Here is a 19,316-nt window from a genome sequence, read left to right as displayed (position 1 = left end):
ATGAGTATAATTGTAAGTAATGTCGGGAAAGCATATAAATACTATAATTCCAAATGGAAGCGATTAGTTGAGAAGCTAGGCCCGGGGAATCGGGTACTACACTCAAAAAAGTGGGTTCTTAAAGATATTTCGTTCACGATTAATCCCGGTGAGTCAGTGGGGATTGTTGGGGTCAATGGCGCGGGAAAAAGCACGCTTTTAAAACTGTTGACAGGGACTACGCAACCGACTGAAGGATCAATAACTACCGTTGGGCGCGTTGCGGCATTATTAGAACTTGGCATGGGTTTTCACCCGGATTTTACTGGCCGTCAAAATGTGTATATGTCTGGCCTTATGATGGGATTGACTCGATACCAAGTTACGCAACTTATGCCCGAGATTGAGGCATTTGCTGATATTGGACATTACATCGACCAGCCTGTACGTGTGTATTCCAGCGGCATGCAAATGCGTCTTGCGTTTGCAGTTGCTACTGCATCCAGACCTGATATTTTAATCGTTGATGAAGCATTATCGGTAGGTGATTCTCGATTTCAGGCTAAATGTTTTGCGAGGATAGCTGAGTTCAAAAAGGCAGGTACCACGCTTCTGCTTGTTTCTCACAGTGCAAGTGATATTGTTCGACACTGTGATAGGGGTATCTTCCTGAAAAACGGGCATATTGAACTAGATGGTTCATCTCGAGACGTGACAAATCGCTATATGGATGAATTATTTGGAAAGTCTGATGATTCAAATCTTGATTTATCTGAATCACCGAGGATTGAATCACAAAAGGCTGAATCGCAAAAGGCTGAATCACAAAAGACTGAATCAGATTTTAATGAATTTGATCCTGCTGGGGTAGCGGATCTATACCATACGCGCATCGGATATCGCCCGGAGGAATACCGCTGGGGTCAGGGCGGGGCTAGAATTATCGACTATATAATCCGAGTAAACAATAAATATTACCCCACTAGTATTGAAAGTAATCAGCATACTGATTTCATTATAAAAGTTATTTTTGATGAGTCATTTGATAATGTTGTACCGGGTATTTTGATTAAGACACTTGATGGATTATTTCTATATGGAACGAATTCATTTCTTGCATCATCAGGTCGTGAAAGCTGCTCAGTACAACGCGGTGACGTAAAAATATTTAAGTTCAGTTTCCCTCTCAATTTAAACAGCGGAGATTATATGCTGTCATTTGGGGTTTCTGCCGGAGATCCCCGGGGGGAAATGGTTCCTCTAGACCGTCGTTATGATTCGATTATTTTGCATATCAACAAGAAGATGGAGTTCTGGGGTGTTGTCGACCTAAAATCTTCTTTTTCTTGTTGTAATTAAGCCGGAGATGTAATTAGGTTATGAATACCGATTTAGAGTATCTAGTTTCACAACTGCCAGAAATTTACCAGACTATTTATGGTCATAATAAATGGGCAGATGCATCTTCACGAGACTGCAACGTTCGTTTAGGTTTAATTACTGAACAATACTGCAAACTAGAAAAAGTGCTCGGGAGACCATTGCGAGTTCTCGACTTAGGCTGTGCTCAAGGCTTTTTTAGTTTAAGTCTTGCCGCGTTAGGGGCAACCGTCCGTGGTGTGGATTTCTTGCCCGCTAATATTAAGGTCTGCCAAGCTTTGGCTGCAGAAAATCCAACGTATAAATGTACTTTTGAAGTTGGACGCATTGAAGATATTATTAAAACATCGAATGTAAATGACTACGATCTCGTAATAGGTTTAAGTGTTTTCCATCATATTGTTCATGAACATGGACTTGAACAGGTGAAGCAATGGCTCAAACATTTGGGCGATTGCACAGAAATTATTATTATGGAGCTGGCTTTACGTGAAGAGCCGCTTTACTGGGGAAACTCATTACCTGAAAATCCGGCTGACCTTATTGATTACTGTTCCTTTTATCGTTTAATTGGCGAATTTGAAACTCATCTTTCAATGATAAACAGGCCAATGTACGTCATCAGTAACAAGCGAGTAGTTCTGGATAACTTTGTAGGAACATTTAATTCATGGCGCAAAGCACCACATAATATGAGTGATAGTGTGCCACATGAGGGTACCAGACGTTACTATTTTGGTGATTCATTTGTCTGTAAAAAATGTACTTTCCCAACTAGAGGAGGTGTTGAAACCTTCCAAAGTAAAAGAAATCGAACTGAGATTATGCATGAAGCGGAATTTCTTAGCAAACCACCTGCCGCGTTTAAGGCTCCGCAGCTTATAGAAAGTAAAATAAATAGGCATGATGGCTGGTTGGCTATGGAGCGTATTCAGGGTTCACTATTATGTGAACTTTTGGCTGAAAAACATAATGTTAATATTGAGAAAGTTTTAAAAGATATATTAGCGGAGCTTGTTATATTAGAAAATGAAGGCCTATATCATGATGATATCCGTACTTGGAATATTATTTATGATAGTAGTAATGATTGTTATCGATTGATTGATTATGGTTCTATTTCAGAAAAGAAAAAAGATTGTGGCTGGGCATATGATCCCATTCTTTCTTTCTTTGTTTTTATTAATGAAATCATTCAGAATCACACTGATAAAAAGGTTATTTGGCGTAAAGGCTATATAAACCCATTCACGCTTCCTCCGTTATATCAAAATTGGTTGGGGGAATTATGGCGTAAACCAGTGGAAGACTGGAATTTTGCTTTGGTAGCTGAATTATTTGAAATAAGGCATACTTTACCAAACTTTTCAGCAAGCATAACGGGTGCAGAATTATGGGTTGTAGCCCAGGAACAACTTGCCATCGATATGCAAAATTTAGGTCTCATTAATAGTGAACGAGTCGACCACTTATCAGCAACTTCTGAGGAGAGTTTTAGGCAAATTGCAGCATTGCGACAAGAATTACTAAACGTTAAAGAGCAATATTCATCTTTACAACGCCTAAATTCTGCACTTATTAATATCTCTAAGCTGAAAATAATAAAACCATTCCGTTATATTAGTACACAATTAAAATTATTAAGACAGCACGGGTTAAAAAAAAGAATTAAACATTTGGTTAAGCGATTGTTACTTAAAGTTGCTAAAGTATTTCAGGCTAACCACAATTTAAAAAATTTCACCCGTAAAATACTGTATAAAACTGGGACGTACAACTTAGCTTTCAAAATATATCGTCGAATGTTTCCAGTTTTAATAAATACCGAAGATTCAGACGTTTGGTTAGATAGCAAAATTAATGCTCAATTAAACAGTTCTGAGTTGGTACCTGAGGAAGTTGCAAAAATTCATAAAATGATTAAAAAAAATAATTGAGGATACTATTTTGCATATTCTAATTGATGTCCAGGGATTACAGTCAGAAAGTAAAAGCCGGGGTATCGGTCGTTATACATTAGAACTTACTCGTGCGATAATCCTTAATAGAGGAGAGCACCGCATCAGTGTTCTTATTAATGGACTATATCCAATTAATAATATCAACGAAGTCAAGTCTAAGCTATGTGACATTCTTCCTGAGCATGAGTGTTATATTTTTTCAGGAGTTAGCCCGACCGCAAATCGTGATAAAAATAATCTCTATCGTTCAAAATTAACTCAGCAGTGTCGTGAGCTGGCAATCGAGAATATTTCCCCAGATATTGTTCTGGTAAGTAGTTTCTTTGAAGGTTTTACAGATAATTTTACAGTAAATATATCTAAAAGTACTGACTGGAAGACATTTGTAATTTGTTACGATCTAATTCCACTTCTTAACAAAGAACGATATTTGTGCGATCCAGTTTTTGAACAGTTTTATATGAATAAATTAGCGGAGCTAGCGGGTTCAGATGGGCTACTTGCCATATCTGAGTCGTCTCGACAAGAAGCAATTATTCATACTGGAATTCCAGCTGAGAAAGTAACAAATATATCGTCTGCTGCCAGCGATTCATTCAGAAAAATAGCTTCGACAGATGAATATTTCTCAGGTTTGATAAACAAACTTCAATTGCCGAAGAAATTTATTCTTGCTCTCGCTATGATGGAACCTAGAAAGAATATCGAGACGATGGTAATTGCTTACAGTAAATTACCGGAGACTTTGCGAAATAATTACCAACTTGTTTTGGCTTATAACGTAAATTCTGCTGAGAAGCAACAGATCATCGATTTAGCAAAGGATAACGGAGTAGTCGAATCATCATTAATTTTTACCGGTTACCTAAGTGATGATGAACTTATTGCAATATATAATCTATGTACTCTTTTTGTTTTCCCATCTCTTCATGAAGGATTCGGCTTGCCACCATTAGAGGCAATGAAGTGTGGTGCAGCAACATTGAGCTCAAATACAACAAGTTTGCCTGAGGTAATGGGGTGGGATCAGGCAATGTTTGATCCTACAAATCCTGAGGATATGTCAAATAAGATTGCTAAGGCTCTGACTGATAGCAATTTCTATGAACAACTTAAAGCAAATGCTGAAACTCAAGTTATTAAATTTTCTTGGGATTTATCGGCAACGCGTGCTATTGATACGATGGCAAAACTTGTTAATAATAAAACTTCGTCAAGCAAAGGTTTTATCTTTGATGATTTTATTAATTCACTTGAAATATCATCTGGTGTATCCAAACAGGATTATTTGAAATTTGCATGGTCGCTTGTGCGAAATAACTATAGGATGCACAAACGTAAATTGTTGGTTGATATATCTGTATTGGTTCACCATGATGCTAAAACAGGAATTCAACGCGTTTCACGCAGTATCCTTAGTCAACTAATGGCAATGCAAATTGAAGGTTACAACATTCATCCTGTGTACTACACTATAGGTGAATGTTACCGCTATGCGAATAAATATAAAGCCAGAAGCTTCGGTGTTAATGAAACTGAGGATAAAGCAGTATTATTTACGAAAGATGATATTCTGCTAGTTGCCGATCTTACTGCCCATTTGTTCCCTGCTATTCTTCCTGAAATTGATGAAATAAGAAAAGTAGGTGTGAATGTCAATTTTATTGTTTACGATATTTTACCTATTCTTCATCCTGAATGGTGTGCTGAAAGTATAAGGCTTGCATTCCCCTCATGGTTGGAAGGTATTGCTGCTCATGGTGATCAACTTATCTGCATATCCGAAAGTGTTGCCAATGAAACTCGAAATTGGCTCCAAAACCAGCAAAAATATATTAACCCATTTATTAAAGTTTCTAGCTTCCACTTAGGTGCAGACATTGATGGTAGCATGCCATCAAGTGGTCTCCCAGATTCTGCAACCATGTTTATAAAAAAAATGGAAGAATTACCTACGTTCCTAATGGTAGGTACATTAGAGCCAAGAAAAGGGCATGAACAGACGCTTGCAGCATTCAATAAACTTTGGGCTGATGGCCATCAATTCCAATTATGTATCATCGGCAAACAAGGGTGGAATGTTGAGGATCTAGTATCAAAAATTAATACCAGTTCTGAGTACAACAAACATTTATTCTGGCTTCAAGATATAAGTGATGAATATCTTGAATTAATTTATACTAAATCATGCGCGTTGATTTTTGCATCAAAAGGTGAAGGTTTTGGCCTTCCATTGATCGAAGCTGCTCAAAAGAATATACCTCTTATCATCAGGGACATTCCTGTTTTTAGAGAAGTAGTCGGTTCGCATGCATATTATTTCAAGGGTGAAAATCCTAATGATATTAGTCAGGCGATTATTGAATGGTATTCACTGTACCAATGTGATAAGCATCCTAAATCAATTGATGTTAAATGGTTGACTTGGCGTCAGAGTGTCGAGCAACTTCTGAGTAAATTGCCATTAATAAGCTAAGCTAACAATGCTAGCACTCTCGTGTATCGACATGATTCATTCATGGTATTATGTCGCTAATCTGGAAAAGCAACATAAAGGTTGATATAATCTCTGCTTGCTAAAGTCTAATTTGTTTTAATTAAAGGTCAATATAATGAAGTCTGCAATTATTACTGGTATCACTGGACAAGATGGGGCGTACCTGGCTGAGTTACTATTAAGCAAAGGTTATAAAGTATATGGAACTTATCGTCGTACGAGTTCTGTTAATTTTTGGCGAATTGAGGAGTTAGGTATCAAAAATGACCCTAATTTATCCCTCGTTGAATATGACTTAACTGATCTTTCAGCAAGCATTCGTCTACTTCAAACTACTGCCGCTTCTGAAGTATATAACCTAGCCGCACAGAGTTTCGTAGGTGTTTCCTTTGATCAGCCGATCACCACTGCAGAAATCACAGGAATTGGCCCAGTTAATCTACTGGAGGCTATTCGTATTGTTAATCCTAAGGCTCGCTACTATCAGGCGTCGACTTCAGAGATGTTTGGCTTAGTCCAAGCAGTGCCTCAGAAAGAAGATACTCCGTTTTATCCACGAAGCCCTTACGGGGTGGCAAAATTATATGCGCACTGGATGACAGTAAACTATCGAGAAAGTTACGATATTTTTGCATCTAGCGGTATTCTCTTTAATCATGAATCCCCATTACGAGGCCAGGAATTTGTTACTCGTAAGATCACTGATTCGGTAGCCAAAATTAAACTTGGAATGTTGGATGTTCTTGAGCTGGGCAATATGGATGCCAAACGTGATTGGGGATACGCAAAAGAATATGTGGAAGGGATGTGGCGTATTCTTCAGGCTGAAAAACCAGATACTTTTGTACTGGCTACTAATCGCACGGAAACGGTCCGTGACTTCGTTAGTATGGCTTTTAAAGCTGCTGGTTACACTTTACGATTTGAAGGTAAGGATGAACAGGAGATTGGGATTGATGTTGCTACAGGAAAGACCTTAGTCCGCGTAAATCCTAAATTTTTCCGACCTGCTGAAGTCGATTTGTTGATTGGCAATCCCGCTAAAGCGAAAGAAATTCTTGGTTGGGAACCTCAAACTTCACTGGAACAATTATGTCAAATGATGGTTGATGCTGACTTACGCCGTAACCAGCAAGGATCGACGTACTGATGTTTACCGCCGGAAAACATGCCCTGGTCACAGGACTCAATGGATTTACCGGCCGCTATGTGGCAGCGGAATTATCCGCTGCCGGATATCGGGTATTCGGTCTTGGCTCTACGCCTTCTAACCAGCCAGATTATTTCCAGGTTGATTTAACTGATATTTCTGGGCTAACAAATGTTATTAAACAAATAAAACCAAATGTAGTTATTCACCTGGCGGCAATAGCCTATGTTGGGCATGGAGATGCAGATGGATTTTATAATATAAATTTATTAGGCACGCGAAATCTGCTGCAAGCATTGTGTACTAGTCATTCTGAATTAGATGGTATTCTCCTCTCTAGTAGTGCCAATATTTATGGTAATAGCCTTGGGGGGCGGTTGAATGAGAACACACCGGCAAACCCTGCAAATGACTATGCAGTAAGTAAACTCGGCATGGAGTATATGTCTCGTTTATGGATGGACCGTTTACCTATATTTATTACTCGGCCATTTAATTATACCGGAGTAGGGCAGGCTGATAATTTTCTGTTGCCAAAAATTGTTAAGCATTTTAAAAATAAATCACCAACTATAGAGTTGGGAAATATTGACGTTTGGCGAGATTTTACTGATGTTCGAGCTCTTAGCCAGGCCTATGTGAGACTATTAGCAGCTAGACCTTATGGTGAAATTATTAATATTTGTTCTGGCCGCACTTACTCTTTACGAAAAGTGATCGAGCTATGTGAGAAGATTACTGGTCAGCATATAGATATTCGTGTTAATCAAGCTTTTGTTCGTCATAATGAAGTTAAAACTCTGTGTGGTGACACAACAAAACTTCAGTCATTTATTCCTGACTGGAATGTCCCTCCGCTTGAAGATACCTTGCGCTGGATGCTGGAAAGTGATTAATGAAAGTTATATTTGGAACCGATGCAATTAAATATCCGTTGACCGGAATTGGTCGTTATGCTTTCGAGTTGGCTAAATGCCTTTCCCGCAGCCAAGATATATCCGAACTTTGCTTTTTACGTGCGCATAAATTAACAACGCAACTCCCTGTTGCGCGTGAGTCAAGTCTCAGCACAGATGGCATTAAGCAATATCTAAAAAAAAATCGCTTGGCTTCTGAAATATATCGGGTTTCGGCACCGTGGTTAAAGACGAATGTTTTAAGAAAGCATAAAGATGCTATTTATCATGGGCCGAATTTCTACCTTCCTCCCAGGGTAGATAATTGTGTGGTTACCTTTCACGATTTATCTGTTTTTACTTTGCCTCATTGCCACCCGCCTGAACGTGTTCGCTATATGCAAAAAGAATTGTTGCAAACAATAAAACGTGCGGAAGTAATAATTTCAGATTCTGATTTTACAAGAAATGAGCTGATTAATTTTTTTAATTTATCTGAAAAAAAAGTCTTTACAGCAAAGTTGGCTTGCAGCGATCAATTTAGGCCATATAAAAAAGAAACTATTGAGCCCATACTTAATAAATTTAACCTGAAGTTCAAGCAGTATACTTTATTTATGGGTTCGATCGAACCAAGAAAAAATATTTCTACTTTGCTTGATGCGTATGAGCGAATACCACTCAAGCGCAGGCAACAGACTCCGTTAGTGATCAGTGGCTTCAAAGGTTGGAGAAGTGAAAATCTTCATTTTCGTTTCGAAAAAGGCGAGCGAGAAGGTTGGCTTAGGTATCTTGGCTTTACCGCTTCTTCAGATTTGCCTGCTCTTTATGCCGGAGCTGTAAGTTTCTTGTTTCCATCGCTGTATGAGGGTTTTGGACTACCTGTCTTAGAGGCAATGGCCTCTGGCACACCGGTAGTCTGTTCAGATAGTTCTTCACTTCCGGAAGTTGCAGGGCCGGGCGCATTAATGTGTGATGCTATGGATGTTGAAATATTAACAAGTTTAATTATAAAAAGTCTTGATGACGATGTCTGGCAGTTGCATGCCGTAGAACTCGGGAAAATACATGCAGGTAAGTTCTCATGGGAAAGATGCGCGGCGGAGACGATTGCAGCATACAAACAGGTTAGATAAAAGTAATGTTGAAAGTACTACATTTTTATAAAACATATTACCCAGATACATTTGGTGGTATTGAGCAAGTTATTTATCAACTGAGCGAGTCGAGTATATCATTCAATATAGAATCAACGGTTTTATCACTTAGTAGGCGCGGTAATAGTAAGGACGATACTATTGGCAATCAACATGTTTTTTACAGTAAAACGGATTTTGAGATAGCCTCAACGCCATTTTCACTTTCCTGTATCAAAACATTTAAATCTTTGGTTGAGAAGGCTGATATTATTCATTATCATTTTCCTTTTCCATTTATGGATATGCTTCACTTTATTTGTGGCGTAAAAAAACCTACGATTTTGAGTTATCATTCTGATATAGTTAAACAGAAGTCTATTTTACGTTTGTATACTCCTCTTATGGAGCATTTTTTGGATTCAGTGGACTGTATTGTCGCAGCGTCGCCAAATTATGCAGAAACTAGCTATGTGCTTCAGAAATACAAAGACAAGGTTCAGGTTATACCATATGGTTTAGATGAGCGCCCCTATCTTAGAGAAGATAATGATAGGCTTCAATTCTGGGAAAATAAGGTTGGCAAAGATTTCTTCCTATTTATAGGTGCGTTCCGTTATTATAAAGGACTACATACACTACTTAATGCCGCGCATAATACATCATTACCGATCGTGATAGTGGGTTCTGGTGTGATCGAAAAAGAATTGAAAGCCCAGGCGGAAGGATTATCACTGCCGAACGTTCACTTTGTTGGTGCACTACCAGACAAAGATAAAGCGGCATTATTGCAACTTTGTTTTAGTGTGGTTTTTCCATCACATTTGCGCTCTGAAGCTTTCGGTATAACTTTACTTGAAGGAGCAATGTACGGGAAACCATTAATCTCCTGTGAGATAGGCACAGGTACAAGTTATATTAATCAGAATAATCAAACAGGTATTGTAATACCGCCTTCAGATAGTACGGCTTTACATGATGCAATGTTGACACTTTGGGAGGATAAACAGTTAGCAACAAAGTATGGTAAGAATGCTCGAGCTCGTTTCGAAGCCTTATTTACAGCGGAACGAATGGCAGAAAGATATAATGATTTATATCGTTCATTACTTATAGATAGTGAAAATAAATAGCCTTAACGTGTTGTTTTTCTCAAAATATAACAAATATTATTGGTTTTAGAAAGTTGCTAATATTTTATTCTTCATATGGGTTTGTTAATGGAAATTATCAGTTCTGTTCTTTTTTTAATTGTCATTTTCATTCTTTATCGTTCAAGTTTTGTTTTTAGTAACATATCCATTGATAATGGATTCGTTGAAACTCCGGTTCGAGTTACTGTCATGCTGGCATTATCTGTGTGTGCGATGCATGTATTGGTTCAATTTTTAAACGGCAGCGTTGCGAGTTACATTGTTGGCTGTGTGTTATTATTTTTAGCGATAAATTCCTATTTTGCTAATAACAATAAAAAGCCAGTTCTAATATTTGCCGTCGTGTTATCTCTTTTCGTTATTTTGCCTAGAGTATATGGTCTTTATATCATAAAGGATTTGGTTCCACTCGAGGGGACAGGGAATCATGATGATTTATGGTATATTTTTCGAGCCCTTAGGCTTCAAGATTATTCAGTAAATGCTCGGGTTTCTTCTTCCATATTCGATTATCTCGCAGCTACCACGGCAGTGACTTTTGATTCACTTCCAAGAATTGGTAGTGAACTCGTGCTTGTGTTCTTTTCAACACTAACTCGATTTGAGGTATATCAGAGCTATCCTCTGGTTTTCGCGCTTGCGGCATTACTTTTAGTAAGTGCAGCATGTGCATTTGTTAATACAAAAGAAAAGCATTATTATTTATTGTTATTGGTCGGCGCGGTTGTATCGATATCGCCATCGATGCTATACGTCTGGGCTAATGGTAACTATGCTACCCTATGGGGAATGGTATTTTTTGGTTTAGGATATTATTTCTATACTAAATCAATTAATTCAGGGCGTTATGGGGTCGATTGCTTTATTACTGGGTTGTTATTCGCAACTCTTCTTTCTACGTACCCTGAATTACTATCTGTTGCAATCCCATCAATAATTATATTCTTGGGTATTCATTTGTTTATACATAAGAATTTTATTTATATAATTAAATTTAATTTATTGATTGCACTACTGGTTGTTTGTTTGGCTCCATTTGGTACTTATGATGCCATTAATACATTCATCACTACCTCAAGTGCCGTTAATGAAGGTAATAATCAATATCCCGGTCTTTTTGATTTGCTGAATGTATATAATGGGATGTTTTTTATCTCAACTCTATATATTTCTAGTGATGATCATTGGTACCAAAAAATATTATTGGTGTTATTCTCTCTTTCTATTCTGTATGGAATATTCAGAGTTGATAGTAATCAGAAGAAAACAATATTACCTGTACTTCTGTCATCTCTATTAATTTATGGTGCTATGTACTTAAAAAATTACCCATACGGTGCAGTTAAGGCTGTTGAATTTATTTCACTTCCTCTAATGGTTCTTCTTTCAAGCTTTGTATATTGTTCGTTAGGTAAACATAAAAGAAAGAATGAAGATAAATGCAGATGGGTGGATCTATCAGCTGTTATTATCTTAGTATTCGGCATGGGTTATGGATTTAGTAAAACGCTCACTGAGTCAATTCGTATATCGAGCGTAAAACATCTTTCGCGTGATATTGTCTCACTTGGTTCCTCATTAAATAACACAAGAGATGATATTCTTTTGGTGGAAGACAATCTAGGCGATTTCGGTTTTATGAAAAGTCGTTGGATTAGTTATTTTTTAAATGGTCGACCTGTCATCTTTGCACCCTCGTTACAGGCTGGGGGGTATATTTATAATTTAAAAGATGTTTACGAGAAATATAAATCGAAAGCAAAGCTGAAATTAGTTCTGACTGAATCATTAGGAACTCATGACGATGTTATCTTTAAAAATAATACTTACGCGATAAAACGGATATCACCAGATTATTATGAAAATTTCCAACTTAATGGCTTTTCTAATCAGGAAGGATGGGGGGCATGGATCGGCAAAAATGCCAGTATCAAATTCGATACTAGTTGCTCTCGGACAGCAAGTTTTGATGTCGTACGAAGATTCGAAGGTATGGGAACAAATCATATTATCCATATCAGGGTAGGTAGCCATGAAAAAACTTATAATTACCATGATGGCGAAACCCTAAATATCACGGTTCCAATCTCATCTGAGTTCCCTGAGGTATATATTACTGCTGATGGGGAAGTTAAATCACCGAAAGACCTAAACATGTCTTCTGACGATCGGTATTTGTCGTACGGAATTAAATCCATCCATGCATCCAAATGTCAATAATATTTCAAGGGAAAATAAATGTATCCTCTATTTAATTGGGCTTTAGTTGCAGTGGGTGTTATTATGGGCTCTCTCGGTTCGTTATTTATGAAATGGGGTGCTATTAAAATGCCTCAGGACTTAACTGGGAATGTTTTTAATTTAATTTATAATATACTGATAAATCCCTTGCTGATGCTTGGCATTATTCTCTATGCTATTCCTGCGGCGATATGGATATGGTTGTTGAGAACCATGCCATTAACATTATTACAACCTGCATTATCACTTACCTACGTCATATCTGCTTTATTAGCTGTATTTTTACTTCATGAGCATGTTTCTGTTTTAAGGTGGGTCGGTATTTTTGTAATTGTTTTTGGTGTGATACTTGTTGCGCAGAATTGAGGTTCATATGGTTAATAAAAAATATGATGTAACTTTTGTCCTGACTTATTATTATCCTTATGTTAGCGGGTTAACTAATGTTGCACGGGATCTGGCTGAAGAACTTGTTAAACGAGGGAAAACAGTTGCTGTTATTGCTACCCAGCATACAAAGGAATTAATGTTACATGAGTTTATTAACGGGGTAGAGGTCATTAGAACCCCCGTTATTTTAAAAATTGGTAAAGGTGTTATTAGTCCATCTTTGATTTCTACAGTTGCCCGGGTATCAAAAACATCTAAGCTAATTAATATTCACAGCCCAATGCTCGAAGCTGGTATTATTGCAAAATTTGCTTCATGTCCGGTTGTTACTACTTATCAGTGTGATGTTAGTCTGCCTCCGACATTAATGGGGAGATTACAGAATTTTATCATGGATTTTTCCACTAAAAAATGTATAAAATACTCCAAATTTATAACTGTTAGTAGTGATGACTATATAAATTCATCTCGAATTGTAGATTACATTGAAGATAAGCGTGTTGTAATACCTCCAACATGCCATCTACGCCCATCTGGCTCGCCAACTTTCAGAGATGGCGATGGAATGCACGTCGGATTCCTTGGCCGGATCGTAGAAGAAAAGGGCATTGAATATTTAGTTGATGGTTTTCGACGATTTAACAATCCTGAGGCCCGTTTATTGATCGCCGGTGATTTTTCAAACATTGCAGGTGGTTCAGTAATTGAACGCGTTAAATCTAAGCTAGGTAATGATAGTAGAATAAAATTATTAGGTTTCTTAGATGATGCTGAATTGAACGATTTTTATGCATCGATTGATGTCTTTGCTTTACCATCAGTTAACCCTTTTGAAGCATTTGGTATCGTTCAGGTAGAAGCGATGATGTTAGGTATTCCCGCTATTGCATCAAACATGCCTGGTGTTCGTCAACCTGTAATATTGACCGGAATGGGTGCTATTGTAGAACCTCGTGATGCAAATTCGATTACTGAAGCACTTTATACTCTATTGAATTCAAATATTGATAAGAACAAAGGCATAGAAAAAACAATTGAACTTTACTCACTACAAAATACAATAGATAAGTTTGAGCATTTATTTCTTTCATGTGAGACTGAGTAATGAGCACGAAAATTATAGGGCTAGTTAAACTGATTCGCCCGAAACAATGGATAAAAAACTGTTTTGTGTTGATACCACTTATTTTCTCGGGTGGTTTCCTTCATATTCAAGCAATAAATAGTTCATTGCAGGCGTTCTTTTTATTTTGTATCGCTTCCTCTGCTGTTTATATTCTTAATGACCTTAATGATATAGAAAAGGATAGACTACACCCGATCAAATCAAAAAAACGGCCATTGGCTGCAGGTGATGTTTCTAAGTCTGGCGCGATTATTCTTCTTGTTATTATTTACATGTGTTTAATAGCTAGCGCCTTCATTAATTTGCATGTTTTCTATGTGATTTTTTCTTATATTATATTAAATGTTTTCTACAGCTATTATCTCAAGCATCAACCTGTCATAGACATATTCTGCATCTCTATAGGGTTTGTTTTACGTGTCTATGCTGGTGCAGTCGCACTCAATGTTCCATTGTCATCATGGATGTTCGTGACTACACTGTGTCTTGCTCTCTATCTTGCATCTATTAAACGTAGGCAAGAATTATCTCAAGCGGGAAGTGAAAGCCGAAATGTTTTAGATCAATACTCCATATCGTTAATTGATAAATATGCAGAAATGTCGGCAACTGGTACTGTTATTTTCTATAGTCTCTTTGTTATGTCAGCAAAAGAAGAACTGGTAATTTCAATACCGTTAGTACTATTCGGTTTATACCGGTATTGGTACGTGGTTGAGCAGCTAGAAGGTGGAGAGTCACCCACGGATGTATTATATGAAGATAAATTGCTTTTGGTGACAGTATTTATATGGCTGATTCTGAGTCTATACGTTCTATATCCGCATTAACTGTTTTATTAATTCTTCAATGAGTGATTCTATGGAATTTGGCTACTGCATTACTCCTTTTGTTGCCTGGTTTTTTACAGGGATCATAAAGTTTATTACGAATAGTATCAGAGAAAAACAATTTGCTTTTAAAAATGTTGGCTATGGTGGTTTTCCTAGTAATCATACATCTATCGTAACAAGTATGGCCTCATTAATAGGGTTCCAAAACGGAATTGATAACCCTATTTTTGGTCTTGCAATTACTTTCGCATTCATAGTTATGCTAGATGCAAATAGTCTTCGTCGTCAAATAGGGAAACAGGCTCAGGCCATCAACCATATTGATAAATCCGCGCAATTGCGAGAGAGAATCGGCCATACAAAGTGGGAACTTGTAGGTGGTATTTTTGTTGGCGTATTTATCGGCTATATAATGCACTTAATTGTTAACCACCATATTTAAATGTAAATATCCTCATGTGTCTTAATGTGCCGTTTAGATTGCCGTAATTGTATAGTAAGTGTAAATTGCTATGATACAGTCAGGTTATTACCGTTAATCAGGAGTATGTAATGTCCAAGCAACAAATCGGTGTTGTCGGTATGGCAGTGATGGGGCGCAACCTTGCGCTCAACATCGAAAGCCGTGGTTATAGCGTCTCTATCTTCAACCGCTCCCGTGAAAAAACCGAAGAAGTTGTCGCTGAGAACCCGGGCAAGAACCTGGTTCCTCACTACACGGTCAAAGAGTTCGTAGAATCTCTTGAAACCCCGCGTCGTATCCTGTTGATGGTGAAAGCGGGCGCTGGCACTGATGCGGCCATCGATTCCCTGAAGCCGTATCTGGATAAAGGCGACATCATTATTGATGGCGGTAACACCTTCTTCCAGGACACCATTCGCCGTAACCGTGAGCTGTCTGCTGAAGGCTTTAACTTCATCGGTACGGGCGTGTCCGGCGGTGAAGAGGGCGCGCTGAAGGGCCCGTCTATCATGCCTGGCGGTCAGAAAGAAGCGTACGAACTGGTTGCGCCGATTCTGACCAAAATCGCTGCGGTAGCGGAAGATGGCGAACCGTGCGTGACTTACATCGGCGCTGACGGCGCGGGTCATTACGTGAAAATGGTTCACAACGGTATTGAGTATGGCGATATGCAGCTGATTGCTGAAGCCTATTCTCTGCTGAAAGGCGGTCTGAACCTGTCTAACGAAGAGCTGGCAACCACCTTCACCGAATGGAACGAAGGTGAGCTGAGCAGCTACCTGATCGACATCACCAAAGACATCTTCACCAAAAAAGATGAAGAGGGTAAATACCTTGTCGATGTGATCCTGGACGAAGCCGCAAACAAAGGTACCGGTAAATGGACCAGCCAGAGCTCTCTGGACCTGGGCGAACCGCTGTCCCTGATCACCGAATCCGTCTTCGCGCGCTATATCTCCTCCCTGAAAGACCAGCGCGTTGCAGCATCTAAAGTGCTGTCCGGCCCGCAGGCAAAACTGGCTGGCGATAAAGCTGAGTTCGTTGAGAAAGTGCGTCGCGCGCTGTACCTTGGCAAAATCGTCTCCTATGCGCAGGGCTTCTCACAGCTGCGCGCAGCGTCTGACGAATACAACTGGGATCTGAACTACGGCGAAATCGCGAAGATCTTCCGCGCGGGTTGCATTATTCGTGCACAGTTCCTGCAGAAAATCACCGACGCCTATGCAGAAAACAAAGGCATCGCTAACCTGCTGCTGGCGCCTTACTTCAAGAATATCGCCGACGAATACCAGCAGGCGCTGCGTGATGTCGTGGCTTACGCGGTTCAGAACGGTATTCCGGTACCAACGTTCTCTGCGGCCGTGGCCTACTACGACAGCTACCGCTCTGCGGTACTGCCAGCCAACCTGATTCAGGCTCAGCGTGATTACTTCGGTGCGCATACCTATAAACGTACTGATAAAGAAGGTGTGTTCCACACCGAATGGCTGGATTAATCTGAAATAGCCAACCGCTAAACTCAGGCCCGGAGCGCACCTCCGGGCTTTTTTATTGTCTGAAAACAGCATTCAGTCAGGTCTGATAGGCGTTGTTGCAGTAATTCACGATATACTGAGCTCACGCCGATCCGAAACGAAAACGTTGGGTCTTACGGTGGTGATGCGTTCACCTTCAAATGTTTAACCGGAAGAAGTTACAGAAAGAATGAAGATAACTATCTCAGGAACAGGTTACGTAGGCCTGTCGAACGGCATTCTGATCGCCCAGCACCATGAAGTGGTAGCCCTGGATATCGTTCAGGAAAAGGTCGACATGCTGAATCAAAAGAAATCGCCGATTGTCGATAAAGAGATCGAAGAATATCTGGCGACCCGACCGCTGAATTTCCGCGCAACGACTGACAAGCATGACGCCTACCGCGATGCCGACTTTGTTATCATCGCCACGCCTACCGATTACGATCCGAAGACCAACTATTTCAACACCTCAAGCGTTGAGTCTGTTATCCGCGACGTGGTTGCAATCAACCCGAATGCGGTGATGGTCATTAAATCCACCATTCCGGTGGGATTTACAAATACGATTAAAGAACAGCTGGGGATCGACAATATCTTCTTTTCGCCGGAGTTCCTGCGAGAAGGCCGCGCGCTGTACGACAACCTGCATCCGTCGCGCATCGTAATTGGCGAGCGTTCCGAACGCGCGGAGCGGTTTGCTGCACTGCTGCAGGAAGGGGCGGTGAAGAAAGATATCCCAACGCTGTTTACTGACTCTACCGAAGCGGAAGCCATCAAGCTGTTCGCCAATACTTACCTGGCACTGCGCGTCGCTTACTTTAACGAACTCGACAGCTATGCCGAAAGCCTGGGGCTTAACTCACGGCAGATAATTGAAGGGGTATGCCTGGATCCACGCATCGGCAACCACTACAACAACCCGTCATTTGGCTACGGCGGCTATTGCTTGCCGAAGGATACCAAGCAGCTTCTGGCTAACTATGAATCGGTGCCGAATAACATCATTGGTGCCATCGTTGATGCCAACCGCACGCGTAAAGACTTTATCGCCGATTCCATCCTCGCGCGTAAGCCGAAGGTGGTGGGCGTGTATCGTCTGATCATGAAGTCCGGTTCAGACAACTTCCGCGCGTCCTCGATTCAGGGGATCATGAAGCGTATTAAGGCGAAAGGGATCCCGGTAATCATTTATGAACCGGTGATGAAAGAAGACGAGTTCTTTAACTCCCGCGTGGTGCGCGACCTTGACGCCTTTAAGCAGGAAGCCGATGTGATTATTTCCAACCGTATGGCGCAAGAGCTGGCGGACGTGGAAGAGAAGGTGTATACCCGCGATTTGTTTGGTAACGATTAAACGTGAGTTACCGTGCGGTTCCCGGTGGCGCTTTACCTGCCGGGCGATAAGAGAAAAAGCCCTCATTGTGAGGGCTTTTCTTTATACGTTATAAAATTGACGATACCAATCCACGAATTGCTTCACGCCGTCTTTCACCGACGTCTGCGGGCGGAAGCCCACCAGATCGTACAGCGGCTGCGTCTCTGCACTGGTTTCCAGCACGTCTCCTGCCTGCATCGGCATCATGTTTTTCTGTGCTTCAATTCCCAGCGCGTCTTCCAGCGCCGTGATGTAGTCCATCAGTTCCACCGGCGAGCTGTTGCCAATGTTATAGATGCGATACGGCGCTGAGCTGGTCGCCGGAGAGCCGGTTTCCACACTCCATTGATCGTTAGCTTCTGGGATCACATCCTGCAGACGGATAATCGCTTCGGCGATGTCGTCAATGTAGGTAAAGTCACGCTTCATCTTGCCGTAGTTGTAGACGTCGATGCTTTTCCCTTCGAGCATCGCTTTGGTAAATTTGAATAGCGCCATATCCGGGCGCCCCCACGGGCCATACACGGTGAAGAAACGCAGCCCGGTGGTCGGCAAACCGTAGAGATGGGAGTATGTGTGCGCCATCAGCTCGTTGGCCTTTTTGGTGGCGGCATACAGGGAAACCGGGTGATCGACGCTGTCATCGGTAGAGAACGGCATTTTGCGGTTCAGCCCATACACCGAGCTGGAGGAGGCGTACAGCAGATGCTGCACCTTGTTGTGCCGACAACCTTCCAGTACGTTGAGGTGGCCTATGAGGTTAGCCTGCGCATAGGCGTGTGGGTTTTCCAGCGAATAGCGAACGCCCGCCTGAGCGGCCAGATGAATCACACGATCGAATCGGGCATCGGCAAACAGCGCGGCCATGCCGGCGTTATCATCGAGATCCAGCTTCACAAAACGAAAATCTGCGGATTGCAGCAGATCCAGACGCGCCTGCTTCAGGCTAACGTCGTAGTAATCGTTCAGGTTATCAATACCAACAACCTGATGGCCCGCGGCAAGCAGGCGTCTGGAGACGTGAAAACCGATGAACCCAGCGGCACCGGTGACCAAATATTTCATAGCATTCCTTAAAACTCATTCAGTGCGAACGTCTTTTTCTGGCGCGATCATACCGTCTGCGCGCTGAAAAATATAATCGTTATCTGTCATTAAGGTTATCGGAAGGAAGACTAAAGATAAAACCCGGCGCGATAGCCGGGTTCGGGGGGAGGG

Annotated in this window: 15 protein-coding genes; 14 read left to right on the top strand and 1 reads right to left on the bottom strand. The window is 40.6% G+C overall.

The window, feature by feature from the left end:
* The 14 genes from V6942_RS13785 to ugd all read left to right on the top strand — a co-directional run bounded on the left by V6942_RS13785 (position 1) and on the right by ugd (position 18,077).
* Positions 1-1,338 (top strand): ABC transporter ATP-binding protein, encoded by a 1,338-nt coding sequence (locus V6942_RS13785; protein ID WP_333501369.1) that lies wholly within the window; start codon positions 1-3, stop codon positions 1,336-1,338.
* A gap of 20 nt (positions 1,339-1,358) precedes the next feature.
* Positions 1,359-3,296, top strand: a complete 1,938-nt coding sequence (locus V6942_RS13780; RefSeq protein WP_333501368.1) for a methyltransferase domain-containing protein — start codon at positions 1,359-1,361, stop codon at positions 3,294-3,296.
* Between the two features lie 10 nt (positions 3,297-3,306).
* A complete protein-coding gene (locus V6942_RS13775; protein WP_333501367.1) occupies positions 3,307-5,796 on the top strand; it encodes a glycosyltransferase family 1 protein in 2,490 nt (829 codons plus the stop codon).
* A 136-nt stretch (positions 5,797-5,932) separates the two neighbouring features.
* Entirely contained in the window at positions 5,933-6,967 is a 1,035-nt protein-coding gene (gene gmd / locus V6942_RS13770) for a GDP-mannose 4,6-dehydratase (protein ID WP_106929564.1), read from the top strand.
* Positions 6,967-7,863 carry a GDP-mannose 4,6-dehydratase gene (locus tag V6942_RS13765; RefSeq protein ID WP_333501366.1) on the top strand — a complete coding sequence of 299 codons (897 nt, stop codon included), beginning with the start codon at positions 6,967-6,969 and terminating at the stop codon, positions 7,861-7,863. The genes gmd and V6942_RS13765 overlap by 1 nt, the downstream gene beginning before the upstream one ends.
* Positions 7,863-8,999, top strand: coding sequence for a glycosyltransferase family 1 protein (locus V6942_RS13760; protein ID WP_333501365.1), 1,137 nt, complete (start codon positions 7,863-7,865; stop codon positions 8,997-8,999). Before V6942_RS13765 ends, V6942_RS13760 begins: the two co-directional genes overlap by 1 nt.
* Positions 9,000-9,004: 5 nt before the next feature.
* Positions 9,005-10,132: a glycosyltransferase family 4 protein gene (locus V6942_RS13755; protein ID WP_106929570.1), complete on the top strand. Its 1,128-nt coding sequence runs from the start codon at positions 9,005-9,007 to the stop codon at positions 10,130-10,132.
* An 87-nt stretch (positions 10,133-10,219) separates the two neighbouring features.
* Positions 10,220-12,373: a hypothetical protein gene (locus V6942_RS13750; RefSeq protein WP_333501364.1), complete on the top strand. Its 2,154-nt coding sequence runs from the start codon at positions 10,220-10,222 to the stop codon at positions 12,371-12,373.
* An 18-nt stretch (positions 12,374-12,391) separates the two neighbouring features.
* Entirely contained in the window at positions 12,392-12,760 is a 369-nt protein-coding gene (locus tag V6942_RS13745) for an EamA family transporter (protein WP_106929575.1), read from the top strand.
* Positions 12,761-12,767: 7 nt separating this feature from the next.
* On the top strand, positions 12,768-13,889 hold the full coding sequence (locus V6942_RS13740) for a glycosyltransferase family 4 protein (RefSeq protein WP_106929577.1): 1,122 nt from the start codon (positions 12,768-12,770) through the stop codon (positions 13,887-13,889).
* Positions 13,889-14,740, top strand: coding sequence for a decaprenyl-phosphate phosphoribosyltransferase (locus V6942_RS13735; RefSeq protein WP_333501363.1), 852 nt, complete (start codon positions 13,889-13,891; stop codon positions 14,738-14,740). Before V6942_RS13740 ends, V6942_RS13735 begins: the two co-directional genes overlap by 1 nt.
* 31 nt (positions 14,741-14,771) lie before the next feature.
* Positions 14,772-15,185, top strand: a complete 414-nt coding sequence (locus V6942_RS13730) for a divergent PAP2 family protein (RefSeq protein ID WP_333501362.1) — start codon at positions 14,772-14,774, stop codon at positions 15,183-15,185.
* A gap of 110 nt (positions 15,186-15,295) precedes the next feature.
* Positions 15,296-16,702: an NADP-dependent phosphogluconate dehydrogenase gene (gene gndA / locus V6942_RS13725; RefSeq protein WP_333501361.1), complete on the top strand. Its 1,407-nt coding sequence runs from the start codon at positions 15,296-15,298 to the stop codon at positions 16,700-16,702.
* A gap of 208 nt (positions 16,703-16,910) precedes the next feature.
* Positions 16,911-18,077, top strand: a complete 1,167-nt coding sequence (ugd, locus tag V6942_RS13720; RefSeq protein WP_182930361.1) for a UDP-glucose 6-dehydrogenase — start codon at positions 16,911-16,913, stop codon at positions 18,075-18,077.
* An 81-nt stretch (positions 18,078-18,158) separates the two neighbouring features.
* Here ugd and V6942_RS13715 read toward each other — a convergent pair whose 3' ends face one another.
* Positions 18,159-19,163, bottom strand: a complete 1,005-nt coding sequence (locus tag V6942_RS13715) for an NAD-dependent epimerase (protein ID WP_333501360.1) — start codon at positions 19,161-19,163, stop codon at positions 18,159-18,161.
* Between the last annotated feature and the right edge of the window lie 153 nt (positions 19,164-19,316).

The organism is Kluyvera genomosp. 2 (assembly GCF_036759865.1).
Taxonomy (GTDB): domain Bacteria; phylum Pseudomonadota; class Gammaproteobacteria; order Enterobacterales; family Enterobacteriaceae; genus Kluyvera; species Kluyvera ascorbata_B.
The sequence above is the reverse complement of the archived record's forward strand: the minus strand, read 5'-3'. Positions and strand labels throughout refer to the sequence as shown.